Origin of the sequence: Methanoregula sp. (genome assembly GCF_041645475.1) — an archaeon.
Taxonomy (GTDB): domain Archaea; phylum Halobacteriota; class Methanomicrobia; order Methanomicrobiales; family Methanospirillaceae; genus Methanoregula.
On the sequence record NZ_JBAZQA010000001.1, the window covers coordinates 274,815 to 293,514 of the forward strand.

The following is an 18,700-nucleotide window of genomic DNA, read 5'->3' on the forward strand; positions in this document are numbered from 1 at the left end:
ATGTTGCAGCGCGCAAAACTTATACATATTCCCCTGCAATGGATATGAGCAGGGCGAGTGGCTTAGCCCGGACATAGCGTCAGCCTCCTAAGCTGAACGCCGGGGGTTCAAATCCCCCCTCGCCCGTTTTTCCTGATCGTTCATTTTATGTGCAAGTCTGACGGAGTCTAAACCAATGAGCCTGCACGGATATTTCTCGATCACGCGCCCGGTAAATGCATTTGTTGCCGGTATTGCAGCGGTAATTGCATACCTGATTGCAACGGGAACGGTGACCCCCTCCAGCCTGCTGCTCCTGATCGTTGTTGCGCTCATCACCGCTGCGGGTAATACCATCAACGATTATTTTGATGCAGAGATCGATGCCGTCAACCGGAGCGACCGGCCTATCCCCTCGGGGCAGGTTCCGCGCTCCGCTGCACTCTGGTACTCCCTTATCCTTTTCCTTGTGGGGATCGGGGTTTGCACCCTGACAAATCCCCTCTGCATGGGGATTGCGATCATCAACTCCCTCCTGCTCATCGCTTATGCGGCACGGCTCAAGACCACCCCGCTTTTCGGGAATGTTGCCGTTGCTTACCTTGCGGGCAGCATGTTCCTGTTCGGCGGGGCATTGAATGGCGCGGCCGGGCTTTTCCACATGATCCCGATAGCGCTCATGACCTTCCTTGCCATGATGGTGCGCGAACTCTTGAAAGATGCCGAGGACGTGGACGGGGATGCTGCCTGCGGGGCATCGACGCTCCCGATCCGGATTGGAGTCAAGAAAACCGCCCGTATCGCATTCGGGTTCATGGTCCTTGCAGCGATCACGAGTCTCCTCCCATCAGCCTGGTGGGGCGGCTGGTACATTGCCGGTATCCTCATCGTGGATGCACTCCTCCTTGGCGCTGCGGCACTGGCTCTCCGGTGCGAAACACCGGCATGCGTGCGGGCCTCAAAAGCAGCCACCTTCCTGAAATACGGGATGTTTGCCTCCCTTGTGGTTTTTACCCTTTCTGCGGTTCTGCTCGGGTGAATTTTCCATCGGCCCACAGAAATGAGAGCAACAAGTTTATCCCCTGATCGTTCCACAGGTACCATACGAGACAATGCCAACGGTAATTCAGAAAGGGAATACGTATTATGCCAAGAAAGGCTCGTATTTCGAAGGAAACGTGAAAATTGACGGCAACTTTATAGTGCCGCCGCGGACGCATTTCTGGGGCCGGCTCAACATCGTCGGCAACCTTGAGCTGGGTCCCCGCTCCAGCGTTTCACTCGATATTGCCTGCGAAAACGCGGTTATCGGCAGCCAGTGCAGGGTTAAGGGTCCTATAGTTGCCCGTGGAGATGTCGTTGTCCTGGACCATGCAACAATCCATTCCGTCCTGGCTGGCGGGAGGGTTATCCTGCGCACGGGGGTCAGTGTCGGGGATGTGACCAGTCAGGATACCATTGTTGTCCACGGCCGGATAAAGAGCGGCAACCTAGTTGGCAAGAATATGAAGGTCCTCGGGAATTGATGCCGGGTCGATCCCCAGAATTGCTACTTCGTAGACATCCGGCCAGTTGACGATCGTCTCGACGCATCCCTCTTTCAAGGTTACTACTCCCATCACGACAAGACCCATCTTGTCGGCCATGTCGATACCTTCCTTGACTTCGGCAAGGCACCCCACACCAATAATGGCTTTCGGGCGGTACTTTTTTACCATTCTTTTTATGAACGACGACCCGGGCACGATGAAGATCCTGTACCCGAGTTGCTCAAGCATCACGCGGGCTTCGCCAACGCTGCACTGACCACAGGAGCGGCACTTGATGCCTTCCGGAGTGAGGTTGGCCGGGCACTGGGATGAACGCAGGCACTGGGGCATAAAGACCGCCCGTTCACTCACGGGGATCTTCTCAAAAGCTGCAGTGTTCATCGAGTTGTGCAGCTTGATGAAGAACGCAAACATCTCCCGGTCCTCAAGGCCAAGGAGCCGGAACATGGATTTCATCCAGCCCTCGAGAAAGACGAGCCCGGCTTTGATGACCCTCGGGAAGTAGAGCCTGCCTTTTTTGATGGAATAGAGCGAGATGACGACAAGGACAAACGCGATGGCTATGGCCCCGAGTATGAGAAGGACCGTCACTTCACCGATGAGATACATCAGGTGGTTCCAGGTAGCCAGGTCAAAATCCATGATGGTGATAATGCAGGATTATATTGTGCTGGTGTGGGATAAAAGCGACCGGATGTCCAGCGGCGGGCGCACGATGCCGTGTTCGGTCACGATGGCTGTAACAAGGTCCATGGGTGTGGCATCGAACGCAGGGTTCCGCACGTGGGCACCGTCAGGAACATAGACACGGTTCCCCATGGTCGTAACTTCCTCCCTCCCTCGCTCTTCGATGATGACGTCCCGTTCCGTCTTTACACAATCGAACGTTGAGAGCGGCGCAGCAACGTAGAACGGGATATTGTGGTGGCGGGCACAGACCGCATGCATGTAGGTTCCTATCTTGTTGAAGACGGCATCACTTGTGATCCGGTCTGCCCCGACAATCACGGCGTCGATTGCACCAGCCCGCATGAAGTGGGCTGCCATGGAATCGGTTATGGTGGTTACGTCGATGCCATCCCGCGCAAGCTCCCACGCGGTCAGCCGGGCGCCCTGGAGGAGCGGCCGGGTCTCGCACGAGATGACCTTTATGTTCTTTCCTTCCCGGACCGCCGAGCGGATCACCCCGAGTGCCGTTCCCCACGATGAGCAGGCAAGGGCCCCGGCATTGCAGTGCGTGAGAACCGTGCAGGTGTCGGGAAGAAGTGTGGACCCGTGTTTCCCGATTGCGTGGCAGCAGTCCGTGTCCTCGCGTGCAATGGTTTGTGCTTCCTGCAGGGCATATTCCCGGGCTGAACGGGCATCTGTTAATGGCGATATCTTCCCAAGGACCCGGTCGATTCCCCAGGCAAGGTTGATGGCCGTGGGGCGGGTAGAGCGCAGTATGCCGGCAGCTGCTGATACCTCCTCCATGAATGCGGTATGATTCGTCTTTGTGCTGGTGGCTGCCGCCAGGGCAACCCCGTATGCGCCGGCCACCCCCAGGGCCGGTGCTCCCCGGATCTCAAGTCGCCGGATCGCTGTTGCAAGCCGGTTTACGCTTGTGCAGGCAACAATCGTGAACTCTCCCGGAAGGAGGGTCTGGTCGATATACCGGATGCTCTGTGAGGGGGTATCCCACCAGAGCGTTGCTGTTGCTTCGTCAGTCAAGCAGATCGCGTCCTGACGGCATCGATATAGGCCCGCATTGCCGCAGACTCGCCCGAGGCAACGCTGTCGGGAATGTCCTTTGGGGCGGTCACGGCCCCGGCAACATAGATTCCCGGGCGGATTGTCCCGACCGTATCCACGGCATCGTTTGCGGGACGGATGAACCCGCTCTCTTCGACCGGGATGTTAAATCTGTCAGCAATTGAGGAGGTCCCGTTGGCAGGGCCCATCCCGACCGAGAGCACTACGAGACCTGGGTGAATGACCTGAACCTCCCCGTTCTCTGAATTCTCCACCTGAACGGTCATGCCGTTCCTGTCGGCGAGGACATCGGAGGGCATGCCCCGCAGGAACCGGATGCCCAGCGCTTTTGCCCGTTCAAAGTACTCCTCGTATCCCTTGCCATAGGAGCGGATATCGATGTAGCAGATGATGATCTCCATCTGCGGGTTCTTCTCCTTGATGAGCATGGCGTTCTTCAAGGCCTGCATGCAGCAGACACACGAGCACCAGGGCCGGCCTATCGTCATGTCCCGGGATCCCACGCACTGGATAAAGAGGATGGACTCCGGGGATTTGCCATCGCTGAGCCTCCTGATCTTGCCCCCGGTCGGCCCGCTCGCATTGATCATCCGCTCCAGTTCAAGACTTGTTATGACATCCGGCAGGATGAGGTGCCCGAACTGGGATTTTTTACCGGCGTCAAAGACCGCATACCCGGTGGTTATCAGGATGCTGGCAGCCCGGATCTCGAACGTTTTCTCCTTGTCCTCATGCAGGACTGATCCGGGGCCGCAGATGTCATAGCAGAGACCGCATTCAATACAGTGTTCCGGGTCCTTGATAACGAGGTCCGGCACCACCTGTGGATGGGGTTTGTAGATGGCCTTCCGCACGCCGATACCGGCATCGAACCGGTTGTACACTTCAACCGGGCAGATCTGGATGCAGTCGCCGCAGCCGGTGCAGGTGGATTCATCAATGTACCGGGGATGTTTTTTCAGGATAACCCGGAAATGGCCGACTTCGCCGTCGATACTCTCAACGTCAGTACAGGTATGGATTGTTATCCGCGGGTGGCGGGCAACGTCAACCATCTTGGGGGAGAGGATGCACATGGAGCAGTCGTTTGTGGGAAAGGTCTTGTCGAGCTGTGCCATATGGCCACCGATGGAGGGCTCCCGCTCGATCAAGTCCACATGGATTCCGTGGCCGGCGATATCCAGTGCAGCCTGGATGCCGGCAATACCCGCACCGATGACAACAACATTACCCATGGTGTACGTACTCCCCGGCAAGCTCATAGTACGATGCTGCATTCTTCAGGATGTGCTCTTTCTGGGCCTCGGAGGTCTGCTTGATTATCTTGCCCGGAATACCGACAACAACGGAGCCTTCGGGGACTTCCATACCTTCGGTCACAACCGCACCGGCTCCTATCAGGGAACCCTTTCCCACCTTTGCGCCGTTGAGCACGATTGCGCCCATGCCCACGAGAACCTGGTCGCCAATGATGCACCCGTGGAGGATGGCCCCGTGGCCTACCGAGACGTCGTTTCCGATACAGACCGGAAACCCTTTGCTCGTATGGACCACACAATTGTCCTGGATATTGGACCGGTCCCCGATCACGATCCTGTCCCTGTCAGCCCGGATAACTGCCCCGAACCAGATTCCCACCCTGCTGCCGATGGTAACATCACCAATGACCGTGGCGTTTGCCGCCCTGAAAAACGGCACGCCGGAGACCTTTGTATCCATATGCATAATAACATAGGAAATTAAGAATCAAAGAGTATGAAGGTTATGGTCGGGGGAACGTTCGACCCGCTTCATGACGGGCACAAGCAGCTGCTCGGCCGGTCGTTCGAACTGGCAGGAGCCGGTGGCCAGGTCACTATCGGGCTCACCACGGACACTTTTGCGAGCCGGAAGGTTCACCCCATACGCACATTTTCCACGAGAAAAGCAGAACTCGTGATTTTTATTGAAAACAGCCGGTTTCCGGCCTCATGGCACATCGAGCCCCTGAGCGACCGGTACGGTCCTGCCATTGATGCGGATTTCGATGCGATCGTCGTCTCTGAGGAGACCCTTCCCGTTGCCGTGGAGATCAACAAGCTCCGAAGGCAGAAAGGGGCAAAAAAAGTGGACATTCACCAGATCAGCTGCGTGCTTGCCGACGATGGCCGCTGGATCTCCAGCACCCGGATCTTCCGGGGCGAGATTGATATCCACGGACACCTGCTGCACTAGCATTTTTCCTGTTTTTTTAGAACGGAACAGACCGCAACCGGCGGTAAAGAAAAAAAGAGATTATTTCCTGGTCACGCTCACCGCTGCAAAGAGTGCAACCGCAAGTGCCATGACGGTTACTGCCAGGGGCAGCGGTGACTTGGTTGGTGTCGGAGTTGCCTGGGTTGTCACGACCGTTGCTGCGGCAGTGGTCTGTGGCGTAGTTACCGGTGCCTTCGTTGTTACTGCGGCAGTAACTGCGGGCGCCTTTCCCGTCTTGAACATCGTGTCACTGCCGTAATCGTTGGTTGCGGTCAGGCGGACATCATATGCTCCTTCTGCCAGGTAGATGTGGCGCGGGTTCTGCTCGGATGAGGATGTTCCGTCACCGAAGTCCCAGGACCATTTTGTCGGGCTTCCGGTTGAGATGTCCTTGAACTGGACTATGAACGGGGCTTTTCCCTGCTGGCGGTCTGCAGTAAAGTCTGCCACCGGGGCAAGGGTTGTAACAATGTATTCTGCCTTGGATGTTGTGTCCGCTCCATTAACGTTCGATGCGGTCAGGGTCACGGTATAGATCCCGAGCTTTGAATAGGTGTGGCTGGGATTCTGTTCAGTGGAGGATGCCCCGTCGCCGAAGTCCCACTTCCATGCAGTCGGGCTTCCCGTTGAGTCATCTGCGAACTTAACGGTCATGGGCGTGCCACCGCGGGTCTTGTCTGCTGCAAAGTCTGCAAGCGGAAGGTTCAGGACCTTGATATATGCCTTCTTGGTCACCGTGTTGGTTACTGACGGGTTCGATGCCTTTAAGGTAACATCATAGACCCCGGTTGCACGGTATGTGTGGTCAGGCTTTGAACCGGTTCCAACGGTTCCGTCGCCAAACTCCCAGACCCAGTCCGTGGGGGAGTTCTTGGACAGGTCGGTAAAGGTAACAATCCTGCCAACCCCGACAGTAGTCTTGTCAGCAACGAAATCAACGGCCGCACCCTTGCCAACCGTGATGAGATCCTTCATGGTCTTGGTGTCAGTCCCAAAGGAGTTCTTTACGGTAAGGGTGACCGTGTAGATCCCTTCGCTGGTATAGGAGTGGGATGGATTCTGTTCAGTGGAGGTCTGTCCATCGCCGAAGTTCCATGACCAGGATGTCGGGTTGTTAACGGACTGGTCAATGAAATTCACCTTCATTGGTACATTATACTGTTCTGACGGTGCGAAGGTCGGGATGAAATCGGCTACCGGTCCCATGCCGATGTTGATATAGCTCTGTTTGGTTTCCGTATCCCTGCCATTGTCATTTTTGGCAGTCAACGTAACCGTGTAAACACCTTTTAACTGGTACACGTGGCTCGGGTTCTGGTCAGCGGAAGTTGCTGCATCCCCGAAATCCCAGGCCCAGGAGGTGGGTGAGCTGGTTGTTTTATCCGTGAACTTGATGGTCTCAAGCGGGTTGGCTGAGACGGGTGTCCCTGCGAAATCCACTACGGGAACTCCGCCGACATTCACGACCTGCTTTGAGGTACTCGTGGTAGTGTCACGGGTTACCGTGAGCTGGACATCAAATGCCCCGCCTTTGGTGAACATATGGCTGGGGTTCTGTTCCGTGGAGACCGCCCCATCACCGAAATCCCATTTCCAGGAGGTGGGATTACCATAGGAGAGATCCGTGAATTTCACTGCAAGGGGGGCTTTACCGTTATTCGGGTCTGCCAGGAATTTTGACTGGAGGCCGCCAATTGCCGTGATATACTTGGTCTTGGTGACATCCGAGATACCGTAATCGTTGGTTACGGTAAGGATGACATTGTAGACGCCGGGGTTACGGTACGAGTGGGCCGGGTTCTTCTCATTAGACGAGATCCCGTCGCCAAAATCCCACTGCCATTTAGTGACCTGTCCCTTGGTAAGGTCAGTGAATTTCACAATAAACGGGACGTTGCCGGATGTCGGGCTTGCGGTGAAGTCCGGTGCCGGTGCCATACCGATTGAAATGAAATCCTTCTTGATTGCGGTGCTGGTGCCGTATGCATTCTTGACCGTCAGGGTCACGCTGTACGTTCCCCGCTTGTTATACATGTGGCTGGGGTTCTGCTCCGTGGAGGTTGCTCCATCCCCGAAATCCCAGGAATAACTGAGTGGGGCCGATCCCAGGGAATTGTCCACGAAGTCCACCCGGGTCGGGATTGTGGAAAACGCGTAGTGTGCATCAAACTGTGCTACCGGACTCAGTCCTACGACGATATATCCCGTTTGTGTGGTATCCGCTGCCATTGCCCCGGGAAATGCCAGGGCCAGAAGGATTACCAATCCTGCTAACCAGAAAAGTGCTTTCGATCTCATAGTTTTCACCGTGAATCTCTATTTATGTTATGATATTTATTACCATCACTCAAGACGATTGGTGGTACTATGAATGATCAATATAGCGTATACAAGAAAACCTGCATTGCAGGATGGAATGACCAGTTGTCTGAGAAAAAGGATTGGGAAATCAGATGATATGACTTGTCAGGTCTTTGGTGATAACCCAGTCACAGTACTTGCAGTGCAGTCCTTTTGAGGTCACTTCGAACTTGCTTGTTATCGGTTCGTTTGTATTGGAGATGCACCCGGGGTTCGGGCACCGGACTATCCCCTCGATCAGGGTCGGGATCTCGACCCCTTTCTTCTCCCAGACCTTGAAATTCCGGATGATGTTGATCGTGGCGTGAGGGGAGATGAGGGCAATGCGGTTGACTTCTTCCTTGGAGAGCTCGCGGTTGGTGAGCTTGACGATATCCTTTCTCTCCATGTTCCGGCTTGGCACGTTCGTTGCAATGGAGAGGGCTTCCTGCGTTGCTCCGGTGATCCCGAGGATCTTGACCACGTTGAGGGCTTCCCCACCGTCGATGTGATCTATCACCGTACCGTTCTTGATCCTCCGCACCAGGAGACCTTCGTTCTCCACAGATTCGTTCGTTTTCATTGTAACACCTGGAGGAGCATTGCCATCCGCATGGGGACACCGTTCCTGGACTGCTCGAAGTATTTTGCGTGGGGGGAATTGTCCACCCTTGGATCGATCTCGTCCACCCGTGGCAGGGGGTGGAGGACAATCAGGTGCTTCCTGGCACCCTCAAGGAGTTCCGGTGTGATCCGGTTGCTTGAAGAGACGTTGAAATACGAGGCCGAATCCGGGAACCGCTCCCGCTGGATGCGGGTGACGTAGAGGACATCCACATCCGGGATAACCTCGCGGATGTCGTCATGTTCAATTATTTCCATTCCCCTGTCACGCAATTTCGCGGCAAGGGTTTGCGGGAGCTCAAGCCCGTTTGGCGAGACCGTGTGCAGCCGGGCATTGTAGAGGGAGAGCGCTGAAGCAAGGGAGTGGGCAGTCCGCCCGTACCGGAGGTCGCCGACAAGAGCTATGTCTATGCCATCTATGGGCATTGACTGGCGGATCGTATACAGGTCGAGGAGTGTCTGGGACGGGTGCTGGCCCGCACCATCCCCGGCATTGATGACCGGTACGGTGGAGAACTCCGCGGCAAGCCGTGCAGCTCCTTCCTTGGGATGCCGGATCACGATTGCATCCGCGTACCCGCTCACCACGCGGATCGTGTCGGCAAGGGTCTCTCCCTTTGCCATGGAACAGGCATCAACGCTCCCTACCGAGATGGATGTTCCCCCAAGGCGCGCTATCGCGGATTCAAAGCTCATCCGCGTCCGGGTGCTGGGTTCGAAAAAGAGGACGGCAAGGATCTTGCCTGCAAGTGCATCCGGATCAAACTTTTTCTTGTCTATCTGGCCTGCATGATCCAGCAGGCGGTCAATCCCGTCACGGTCAAAATCGCCGATGGAAATGATGTGCTGCGTTCCCACTCCTCCCTGATTCTGTGTACAGGATCTGTTGTTTTTCCTGCCGTAATTATCTATCCTTGCCCCGGGTCGGCATGTATGCCTGGGAGAAAATAATACGGTGTCCCCATTGAGGTACATGCAGGAATGATATTATTGGATGGTCACGCACAATTTTATACAATTCATCCGAAGTGGTGAGAATACTCGTGGACACCATACCCATTGCACGGCCGGTGATAGGCCAGGAAGAGATATTGGCGGTAACCGAAGTCCTCGAATCCGGGATGCTTGCCGCTGGTGAACGTGTTGCCCTGTTTGAACAGAAGTTTGGCGATTACTGCGGGACAACGCACGCGATTGCTCTCAATAACGGCACTGCTGCCCTCCATGCGGCCCTGCTTGCCATCGACATTGGTCCCGGTGACGAGGTTATCGTGCCCTCGTTCTCGTTCATTGCAACGGCAACCGCGGTCTCGATGTGCGGGGCAAAACCCGTTTTTGTGGATGTTGACGAACAGTATTTCATGATCGATCCCGCCCGGATCGAGGAGCGGATTACCGAAAGGACCCGGGCCGTGATCGGGGTCCACCTGTTCGGCCAGCCCTTCGATGTCGATGCCGTGAAAAAAGTCTGTGATTCGCGCAACTTAAAACTCATCGAGGATGCAGCCCAGGCCCATGGCGCGACCTGCAACAATGCAAAAGTGGGGGGGCTTGGGAACCTTGGCTGTTTCTCATTCTATGCAACGAAGAACATGAGCACCGGTGAAGGCGGGATGGTCACAACCAATGACCGGGCACTTGCCGACCGGTTGCGCCTGATTATCAACCATGGCCAGAAAGAGAAATATCTTCACACCCGGCTTGGCTACAATTACCGGATGACGGACATGGCCGCGGCTCTCGGTATTGTCCAGTTAAAAAAGCTTGACAAGTTCAATCTCCGCCGGAGAAAGAATGCCGAGTACTACAATACCAACCTCACCGCAAAAGGGCTGGTCCTCCCGAAAGTCATGCCCGGCAACAATCCCGTATACCACCAGTACGTTGTCCGGCTCACGGAAGAGTTTCCCATGAAACGGGATGAATTCCAGGGCTACCTGAAGACCAAGGGAATTGGTTCTGCTGTGCACTACCCGATCCCGATTCACCGCCAGCCAATGTACGATACGGCAACCGGTCCCGATCCCTGTCCGGTCTCGACCAAACTTTCGGCATCTGTCCTGAGCCTGCCGGTCCACCCGCTGCTTGACCAGAAACAGCTGGCCTACATCTGCGATACCATCAACAAGGTGAGATGAATGGATGTCGGGGTCATCGGCACCGGCATGATGGGAAGGAACCATGTCCGCGTCTATTCCGAGCTCAAGAGCGTGGGATCGGTCGGGGTATATGACCTCAATTCTGCTGCAGCAGAGGAGATCGCACACCAGCACGGTGCAACCGCGTTCCCGTCGATGGATGCCTTCCTTGATGCCTGCGATGCGGTGAGCGTCTGCGTTCCCACCCAGTTCCACGGAGGTGTGGTCCGGCAGGTCTTCGATGCAGGATTATCCGTGCTCATCGAGAAGCCCATCTGTGCAACTTCTGCTGAAGCAACTGCTCTCCTCACGCATCTCCCGCCCGGAATCACAGTCGGTGTCGGGCATATAGAACGGTTCAACCCGATCGTCGAGGAGATCCGGAAGATCGTGGACACGCCACTCTATGTCGAGATGAAACGGCATAACCCTGCATCGGCGAGGGTGACCGGCAGCACGGTGGTTGAGGACCTGATGATCCATGATATCGATCTGCTCATAAGCCTGTTCGGGAAACCGGACACGATTCACAGCGCAGGGAACGCGGATGTCTGCAGCGTCCTTGCAACGTGCGGGACCATGCCCGTTGCCCTGTCGGCCAGCCGCAAATCCTCAAAGAAGATCCGGATGATCTACATTGAAGAGGAAGAGTTCACGGTCGAAGGCGACTTCATGACACAGGAGATCACCATCTACCGCAAGCCCGGGCAGTACCAGTTCGAGGCGGAGCGGTACGTGCAGGAGAATATCATCGAGAAAGTGATGGTCAACAAGCTCGAGCCCCTGAAACGCGAACTTTCCACCTTTGTTGAATGCGTCCGCGAAAGAAAACCGTTCCCGGTCACTCCTGAACAGGGCATGGAAAACCTGCGGGTGTGCGAGACCATCTTATCAGGGCTATAACCGGGGGAGTCCGGAGATTTTCATGCTTGCAGATCAGATCAGGAAACGCGGGCCGATCAAGAAGATCGGCGTTATCGGTATGGGCTATGTCGGGATACCGGCAGCAGCATTGTTTGCAGATGCACCGGTCTTTGACCGGGTCTTTGGGTTCCAGCGCGATTCGCCGTCATCCGGCTACAAGATCGCGATGTTGAACCGGGGGGAGAGCCCGCTGAAAGGCGAGGAGCCGGGTCTTGAAGAGCTCCTTGCAAAAGTCACTGCCTCGGGAAAATTCTCCTGCACGTCGGACTTCTCGAAGATCCGGGAGCTGGACGCGGTCACGCTCTCGATCCAGACCCCATTTCTGAACAAGGAAGATCTCCTGCCTGACTTTTCGGCATTAGTGGAGGGGATCCGGAACGTGGGGAAGTACCTCACACCCGGTATGCTTGTCGTGCTCGAATCCACGATCACACCGGGAACAACAACCGGCCTTGCCCGGGAGATCCTTGAAGAGGGATCGGGCCTTGAGGCAGGTGTTGATTTTGCTCTTGCACACGCTCCCGAGCGGGTAATGGTGGGCCGGCTGCTCCAGAATATCCGGGAGCATGACCGGATTGTCGGGGGTATCGATGACATCAGCACGGCCCGGGCGGCCGAGCTCTACTCCCCGGTTCTTACCCAGGGAAAGGTCATCCCGATGTCATCCACCGCAGCGGAAGTGACCAAGACTGCCGAGAACACGTTCCGGGATCTCCAGATTGCGGCCATCAACGAGCTGGCGCTCTACTGCGAGGCTATGGGAATCAATGTCTACGATGTCCGGACCGGTGTCGACAGCCTCAAGGGGGAGGGAATCACGCGGGCCTTGCTCTGGCCCGGGGCCGGAGTTGGCGGTCACTGCCTGACGAAGGACACCTATCACCTTGAACGCGGGGTGCAGGTGCTGGGGCCCGGCCGGCTCGATTACCCGCAGGGTGAACCGTCCCTCTACGTACTTGCCCGGCGGATCAACGACTTTATGCCCACCCACATGTTCCGGCTCACGAAGGAAGCGCTCGAACGGGCGGAACGGCCCCTGAAAGGTGCGAAGATCGCCCTCCTGGGCTGGGCGTTCCTTTCGAACTCCGACGATACCCGGAATACGCCCTCGGAACCCTACCGCGACCTCCTTGTCAAGGAAGGTGCAATTGTCAGCATCCACGATCCCTATGTTGCCGAGTATCCCGGCCTGACGTTCGAGCCGTTCGTGGAAGGTGCGGTCCGCGATGCCGATGCCATCGTGATCTTCGCGGGCCACAATCTTTACCGTGGCCTGGATGCACCTTATCTCCGGAACCTGACCGGGAAGAAGCACCCGGTAATTGTTGACGGGCGTAATATGGTTGATCCCGAGATCTATATCCGGGCCGGGTTCATCTACAAGGGAATAGGCCGGGGCGACAGGAACTCGCACACGATAGTGGAATAACCTGCGATAAATCCTGCCCCGATGAATTTTTCTAACAAGCATTTTTTTCAAAAGCGTTCCGGCCCGGAAAAACCCGGTCCTGTGATAGTTCACAAACCGGGGGATTGGAAGGGGTGGTACGATAGAATGCACAGGATTCTGAAATGAAACCCTCATTTTTCGGGAGCGTCCCGGACCTCAAAAGTCATGCGATACAAATCCCTCTAAAATGGCTCCGTTTGGCGATTGGAGCCCGATTTGTAAAACCGGGTTTCTGGAGGGTCGCATTTTTTTGCGAATTACAGCACACTGTTTTTGAAAAACGGCTATATCATCACTATTTTGCGCATCGGGATGTATTTCAGCCTCCAAAAACGGCCTTTTTAGTCCCTTTCCAGCGCACGTACGGTTCTTTTTCCGGACGGGTGGTCGCCCGGTGAAATGGCGGGGGGTTGATCCGGACCTGATTTTTTCGTACCCGAATCATTGCCAACCGGGATTATGCAAAGGATCGGACAAAACGTCCCAATCAACGCTGAACTGCATCGGTAATTTAATCAAACCGTGATCCGTATAACCTTAAAACGGAGATCGACTGAAATATGCTGTCCCCGGGGCTGCAACGAAAACTGCTGCTGTTATGCATCTTCTGCATAGGTATAGGACTCTGCATTACTCCCTGCCAGGCGGGTGTCCGGTATATCTCCGGTGGGCCCGATCTTTTTGTCTCGCTTGATTCCACCAATCAGCTTATCCCGGGGACTACCGCTGAACTGCCTGTTGTGATCGAGAACAAAGGCAAGAACACGATGGAACTGTACAATGCCTACACCCTCCAGCCGGATTACCTCCCGTCAACAGCAAAATTTGCAACCATCCGGCTTGTCCCGGGGGATGCTCCGATCAAGGTCAAATCAAATCCCCAGATTGTAGGGGACATCGCGTCCGGCTCACTCGTACCTGCAGCATTTGTTGTCGAGATCCCGCAGGATGCCAAAGCCGGAAAATACACGATGGAGGCGATCATCAGCTATCAGTATGTTCCGCAGGTGGAACAGCAGACAACTGCCGATATAGAATATTATTTCAAGGACGCAAAAACCACCCGTCCCGTTGAAGTTGTGGTACGGCCGATGGTTGTTCTCGCGGTAGATTCCGTCCGGAGCAACAACCTCCCGGCCGGTGGTGAAGGGTTTATCACCTTCACCATCCGGAATACCGGCCAGGACACGGGTAACCGCACGTCAGTCTATCTCATGCCGGAAGGCGCAAGCCCCGTTATTCCTTACAGCAATGGGATTTATGTCGGGAATCTCCCCCCGGGTGGAACGGTTCAGCCCCGGTTCAAGGTTGCGATCTCGGACAATGCCGACCCTTCGCAGAACTACCCGGTCTCCCTGTATGCGGTCTATCGCGATTACGAGGGCAACACTGCCACATCTCCCCCTGTAAGCGCCGGTGTTAAATTCGGGAAGAAAGTGACCTTCAAACGAACCAGCTCACCTTCGGTCATCAATCCGGGAAAGACCGGTATCGTCCATGTCACCTATAAAAATACCGGGGATGCAACGGTCTATAATGCGCAGGCCCGCATCAGTGTCATCGACCCGTTCTCCAGCGATGATGACACCGCATATCTCGGCGACCTGAAACCGGGACAGTCCGCAGATGCATTATTCAGTGTCCAGACAACTGCCGGAGCAACGATCAAGACCTACTCGGTTGCCTCTGAAATCCAATATACCGATGCTGCCAATACGGCATTTACTTCTGACAATATTCCGGTGCTCATCGAAGTGCAGCCGGCTTCCGGTCCATGGGTTATTGTCATGGTTCTGCTCATCCTCGCTATATTGGGAGGGGCATACTTCTGGTTCCGGAACAAGAAAGCGGCAGATCAGAAGTGACAGTCCCATGATCCGCTTCCTCCCCCGTTATGAGGTGCGCTCTCCGGGTGCACCTGCACGTGTGCTCGGGTGCCTTATAATCGCCCTTGTCCTGTGCTGCCCTCCCTGTCTTGCAGCGGGATGGACCTATCTGGATTCCGGGGTCCAGCCGGTCCTTTCTGCCCATGCGGAAGGCGAAACCCGGTATTATCCCGGGGATTCGTTTGCAATGACGGTTATCCTGACCAACAAGGGAAAGGATACCAGCATGCAGGTGGCTCCAATGATGTCTCCGGGAATCTATGACCCAAGTACTGCGCTCGGTGTCACGGTCCGGCCCCGGGCCGCCGATGCCCCGGTCACCCTCAAAAGCCTGCCAACCGTTGCCGGAGATATCGGTTCCTGGGATCAGGTCCCGGTGACAATCCGGGGCACTGTTCACCAGAATGCATCCCCTGGCATTTACGTAATCCCCCTTGAGGTGACCTGCCAGTACGTATATGCTATCCCCATGATCGGCTCTGATTTTGGCTCGGTGGATATGCTCTATCGCGAGAAAGTGCAGACCCTGCCGGTTACGTTCCATATCCAGAGCGAGGTTCGTCCTGCAATTATCCATGAGAGTGCCATGAACCTGGTGCCTGGAACGCAGGGCTACCTGACCGCAGATGTCAAAAACATCGGTTATGCCACCGGCAGTGAAATGACGTTCTTTATCATTCCTTATGATAATGCCACGTTCCAGATGGTGGACCAGAGCGTGTATCTCGGGAGGTTCGGCCCCGGGGATGTTGCCCCGGTCCGGGCCCGTATTGCGGTCAAGGAGCATACCGGAGCCGGCTCATACCCGGCGGTTCTTGTGGGTCAGTACCGTGACGCAGACGGGGTTTCCCGTACAACCCCGTCGGTTCCCCTTGGTATCCCGGTTGCAAAGGGAGCGGTTATTGAAGCGGTGACCAGGAACCTGACTATCGGCCCCGGAGGAAAACAGACAATCGCGGTTTCGTATACGAATACCGGGGATACAACAGCGCGGGATGCAACGGTCCGGATTATCGGGAGCCAGGTGCTCGTGCCGGTTACGGATACCGCTTCTCTTGGGAACCTTGGCCCGCATGAAACCCGGACTGCGTACTACCTCCTTTCGGCAGATTCCGCTATTGTGGGAAAACGATACGTCATTGATACCGAAGTAAAATACCGGGACACCCTGGATGCCCTGATGTTATCCGATAAGATGAGTTTCGGAGTGGATGTCGTGAATCCCACGGGTCTTGCAGCAATTACCTCGAACCCGGCCCTCCTCATCATTATTGCCGGGATACTTGCGATTCTTGCCTATGCGGTCTGGACGCTGCGCCGGAAAAAGGGATAGTAGTGCGGGAACGAATTCTCCGTTTCTTCATTCGGTCGTATTCCCGAAACAGATCCCTCGTTTTATGGATTTCTTCTCCATCCTCCGGCCGAAAACCGGTCCGGGAATTCCCACTTTAAAAAGAATTCTCCTTGTAAATGCGGTCCGGGTAGTACTGTTGCACCAGAGCCCTCGTGATCCTCCTCTAATCGGAGGTGCTGGTCTTGCTATGATTCCCGACAAGTGCCAGTGTGGCCGGCATAATGACGATTGCACCTGCCAGGGAGAAGACGACAACAATCACGGTTGCAAGACCAAAACCCGAGAGCACGGGAAATGTGGAGAGCAGCAGTGCGGCAAACCCGGCCGCAGTCACAAGGCCTGATACCGAGACTGCCGAGCCGATCTTCCGCACCGCTTCCCGGATTGCTTCGACGTGATCCCCTGTTTTTTTACGCTCTTCTAAGTATCGTTCCATGACGAGGATGGTGTATTCCGATCCAACCCCGATGGTCATGGAGCCGAGAACGGCGGTCATGATGCTGTATTCCTGCCCGAGGGCGATCATGGCAAGCGGGTTCCAGCCAATGACACAGATGAGCGGGACAAGCGGCGTCAGCGCAACACCCTTGCGGTAGACAAGGACCAGGAAGATGAATATCAGGACAAACCCGATGAAGGTCATACGGTCCTTGTTGAGCACGATCTGGTCGGTCAGGATCGTATAGAGCGTAAAGTCGCCGGTCGGAACGACCTCCGCTCCCGGCGGGGGTTCAAGCCATGCGATATCCTTGACGATATTATCTGAAAGGGCCCGCTGTTCATTGATGGTCATCGAAATGGTACTGATGGTGATGACCGAGGTTGTATCGTCAAGCTGGTACAGCTGGAGCTGGTCGGGCGGGATGGTCTTGAGCACCCGGTCGAGATCAACCTGGTTTACGGGAATCACGCCGTTATTGTAGGACCGGACAAGGGTCGAGATGCTGGAAATACCGGAAATCTGAGGGTAATTACCCGTCAGATCGGTACACAGCCGGTCGGTCCACCTGACACCCTGCACCGTTTTCGTATCAATCCCCCGGAGGTAGAGCGGGAGCGGCGTAAAGGATGCCCCCACGGACTGGACTTCATCGGCAACCAGTTGTGCCGGCAGGTCAGCAGGTCCGATCGATTTTTCTGCAGCATTGACCGGGATGCCTTTATCCAGGACAATGCCGACCGATGCTATGACTACTGCTACCAGTACTACCGGGGCGGCAATCCTGACCACCCGGTATGCCACCCCGGACAGCCCGTTCTCGTACGCGGTTGCGAGCCGTTCGGTGATCGATCTGCCGGATGGTTTTGGTTCATATTGGAGCAGGAGGGCAAATGCTCCGAACCCGAAGAGGGAGGTGAGATAGCAGCAGATGATCCCGAGAATGGATACCGTGGCAAAGGTCTGGATCATCGGAATCGGCGTGATATACATGGCAACAAACCCGAGCGAGGTTGCGCCGAGGGCAATGAGTACAGCGGGCCCGGTCCGGATTATCGTTTCGGTGAGGGCAGACGGAGCATCGCGCTGCCTGCGCTCATCGTCAAACCGCGAGTGGAACTGGACCGCGTAATCGATCCCAAGACCGAGGAGGATGGGGAATGCCGCAACAGCCCCGTCGTTTGCCGGTATCTGCAGGATCCCCATGATGCCGAAGGTATAAAACAGGCCGAACGTGAGGAGGACGATCGGGAGAATCCAGAACCGGATTTTCGAGTAGAGAAGTGCCAGCACGATGAGCATGAACGCCATAGATGCCAGGATAAGGACGCTGAAATTTGCCATCATGGCATCCTGCAGCTGGATATTATAGGGCGTGTTGCCGGTCAGTTCGATGGATACGCCCGGCGGGAGGGTGGCCTGCCGGATCGCGCTGACAACAAACGGTTCGATATTCTGCGAGGCATCCGTAGACACCCCCTGGTCGATGAACACATAGGCGAGGGCCGTCTCCTTGTCAGGAACGAACTGCTCCTGCGTTGCCACGGGCAGGCTGGTAATGATTTTCTGGATCTCTGCCCGGGAGGAGGGGATTGATCCTCCATGGTTCTCAGCAACAATATCCGCTATAGACTCCGTGGAGCTGACCTGGTTTATCCGTCCGATCTGTTTTTCCAGGAGAAGAAGGCGATTTAAGAGTTCAGGATCCGTTGGATCGGAAGCTTTGATGAGCAGGATGTAGGTATCCTGCCCATAGCGGTTGTTATACAGGTCATAGACAACCCCGGAGGGAGACTGTTTGTCCATGAAGGCGTCGGATTCTGTCTGGGACGGGATCGTTGTCATGAAGCCGACAGCAATGATGGCAAGAACCATCATCACTGCCAGGATAACTTTCGGGTAGCGGTTGACTACAACGGCAATGCCGCCATACAGGTCCTCAATGTTCATGCCCGGCTGCTCCCCTGGAATAAGATACCTCTTGAGAGATCGTTAGTTATTTGTTCTTATTTGTTCCTGAAGGACAGAT

General features: G+C 55.6%; 16 protein-coding genes and 1 tRNA gene. 9 read left to right on the forward strand and 8 right to left on the reverse strand.

The window, feature by feature from the left end:
- Positions 1 to 51 precede the first annotated feature (51 nt).
- The 3 genes from WC598_RS01320 (at position 52) to WC598_RS01330 (ending at position 1,505) form a co-directional block, all read left to right on the forward strand.
- Positions 52 to 126: transfer RNA gene (locus WC598_RS01320), tRNA-Arg, on the forward strand.
- Between the two features lie 49 nt (positions 127 to 175).
- Positions 176 to 1,018, forward strand: coding sequence for a geranylgeranylglycerol-phosphate geranylgeranyltransferase (locus tag WC598_RS01325; protein ID WP_372959659.1), 843 nt, complete (start codon positions 176 to 178; stop codon positions 1,016 to 1,018).
- Between the two features lie 73 nt (positions 1,019 to 1,091).
- On the forward strand, positions 1,092 to 1,505 hold the full coding sequence (locus tag WC598_RS01330; RefSeq protein ID WP_372959660.1) for a polymer-forming cytoskeletal protein: 414 nt from the start codon (positions 1,092 to 1,094) through the stop codon (positions 1,503 to 1,505).
- Here WC598_RS01330 and WC598_RS01335 read toward each other — a convergent pair.
- From WC598_RS01335 to WC598_RS01350, 4 genes are read right to left on the reverse strand one after another with little or no spacing between them, the layout of a single operon-like run.
- Positions 1,470 to 2,171, reverse strand: coding sequence for a DUF116 domain-containing protein (locus WC598_RS01335; RefSeq protein ID WP_372959661.1), 702 nt, complete (start codon positions 2,169 to 2,171; stop codon positions 1,470 to 1,472). The genes WC598_RS01330 and WC598_RS01335 overlap by 36 nt on opposite strands.
- An 18-nt stretch (positions 2,172 to 2,189) precedes the next feature.
- A complete protein-coding gene (gene mtnA / locus WC598_RS01340; RefSeq protein ID WP_372959662.1) occupies positions 2,190 to 3,239 on the reverse strand; it encodes an S-methyl-5-thioribose-1-phosphate isomerase in 1,050 nt (349 codons plus the stop codon).
- On the reverse strand, positions 3,236 to 4,516 hold the full coding sequence (locus WC598_RS01345) for an FAD-dependent oxidoreductase (RefSeq protein WP_372959663.1): 1,281 nt from the start codon (positions 4,514 to 4,516) through the stop codon (positions 3,236 to 3,238). The genes mtnA and WC598_RS01345 overlap by 4 nt, the downstream gene beginning before the upstream one ends.
- The gene (locus WC598_RS01350; protein WP_372959664.1) at positions 4,509 to 5,006 is read right to left on the reverse strand and encodes a gamma carbonic anhydrase family protein; all 498 of its coding nucleotides are present in this window, start codon (positions 5,004 to 5,006) and stop codon (positions 4,509 to 4,511) included. Before WC598_RS01350 ends, WC598_RS01345 begins: the two co-directional genes overlap by 8 nt.
- A 30-nt stretch (positions 5,007 to 5,036) precedes the next feature.
- Between WC598_RS01350 and WC598_RS01355 the strand changes: the two genes are divergently transcribed.
- Positions 5,037 to 5,495 (forward strand): phosphopantetheine adenylyltransferase, encoded by a 459-nt coding sequence (locus WC598_RS01355; RefSeq protein WP_372959665.1) that lies wholly within the window; start codon positions 5,037 to 5,039, stop codon positions 5,493 to 5,495.
- 60 nt (positions 5,496 to 5,555) lie between these two features.
- Here the strand turns inward: WC598_RS01355 and WC598_RS01360 are convergent, their stop codons facing one another.
- The 3 genes from WC598_RS01360 to pyrB form a co-directional block, all read right to left on the reverse strand.
- On the reverse strand, positions 5,556 to 7,814 hold the full coding sequence (locus tag WC598_RS01360) for a PKD domain-containing protein (RefSeq protein WP_372959666.1): 2,259 nt from the start codon (positions 7,812 to 7,814) through the stop codon (positions 5,556 to 5,558).
- A 151-nt stretch (positions 7,815 to 7,965) separates the two neighbouring features.
- A complete protein-coding gene (gene pyrI / locus WC598_RS01365; protein ID WP_372959667.1) occupies positions 7,966 to 8,439 on the reverse strand; it encodes an aspartate carbamoyltransferase regulatory subunit in 474 nt (157 codons plus the stop codon).
- Positions 8,436 to 9,338: an aspartate carbamoyltransferase gene (pyrB, locus tag WC598_RS01370; protein ID WP_372959668.1), complete on the reverse strand. Its 903-nt coding sequence runs from the start codon at positions 9,336 to 9,338 to the stop codon at positions 8,436 to 8,438. Before pyrB ends, pyrI begins: the two co-directional genes overlap by 4 nt.
- A 185-nt stretch (positions 9,339 to 9,523) precedes the next feature.
- Between pyrB and WC598_RS01375 the strand changes: the two genes are divergently transcribed.
- The 5 genes from WC598_RS01375 to WC598_RS01395 all read left to right on the forward strand — a co-directional run bounded on the left by WC598_RS01375 (position 9,524) and on the right by WC598_RS01395 (position 16,211).
- Positions 9,524 to 10,618, forward strand: a complete 1,095-nt coding sequence (locus WC598_RS01375; RefSeq protein WP_372959669.1) for a DegT/DnrJ/EryC1/StrS family aminotransferase — start codon at positions 9,524 to 9,526, stop codon at positions 10,616 to 10,618.
- Positions 10,619 to 11,521, forward strand: coding sequence for a Gfo/Idh/MocA family oxidoreductase (locus tag WC598_RS01380; protein WP_372959670.1), 903 nt, complete (start codon positions 10,619 to 10,621; stop codon positions 11,519 to 11,521).
- A 22-nt stretch (positions 11,522 to 11,543) separates the two neighbouring features.
- Complete coding sequence (locus tag WC598_RS01385; RefSeq protein ID WP_372959671.1) at positions 11,544 to 12,971, forward strand: nucleotide sugar dehydrogenase; 1,428 nt, start codon at positions 11,544 to 11,546, stop codon at positions 12,969 to 12,971.
- A gap of 581 nt (positions 12,972 to 13,552) precedes the next feature.
- The gene (locus WC598_RS01390) at positions 13,553 to 14,857 is read left to right on the forward strand and encodes a COG1361 S-layer family protein (protein ID WP_372959672.1); all 1,305 of its coding nucleotides are present in this window, start codon (positions 13,553 to 13,555) and stop codon (positions 14,855 to 14,857) included.
- 7 nt (positions 14,858 to 14,864) lie between these two features.
- On the forward strand, positions 14,865 to 16,211 hold the full coding sequence (locus WC598_RS01395; RefSeq protein ID WP_372959673.1) for a COG1361 S-layer family protein: 1,347 nt from the start codon (positions 14,865 to 14,867) through the stop codon (positions 16,209 to 16,211).
- Positions 16,212 to 16,395: 184 nt separating this feature from the next.
- On the opposite strand, the gene WC598_RS01400 is transcribed toward WC598_RS01395, so the two are convergent.
- The gene (locus WC598_RS01400) at positions 16,396 to 18,621 is read right to left on the reverse strand and encodes an RND family transporter (protein ID WP_372959674.1); all 2,226 of its coding nucleotides are present in this window, start codon (positions 18,619 to 18,621) and stop codon (positions 16,396 to 16,398) included.
- Positions 18,622 to 18,700: the final 79 nt, after the last annotated feature.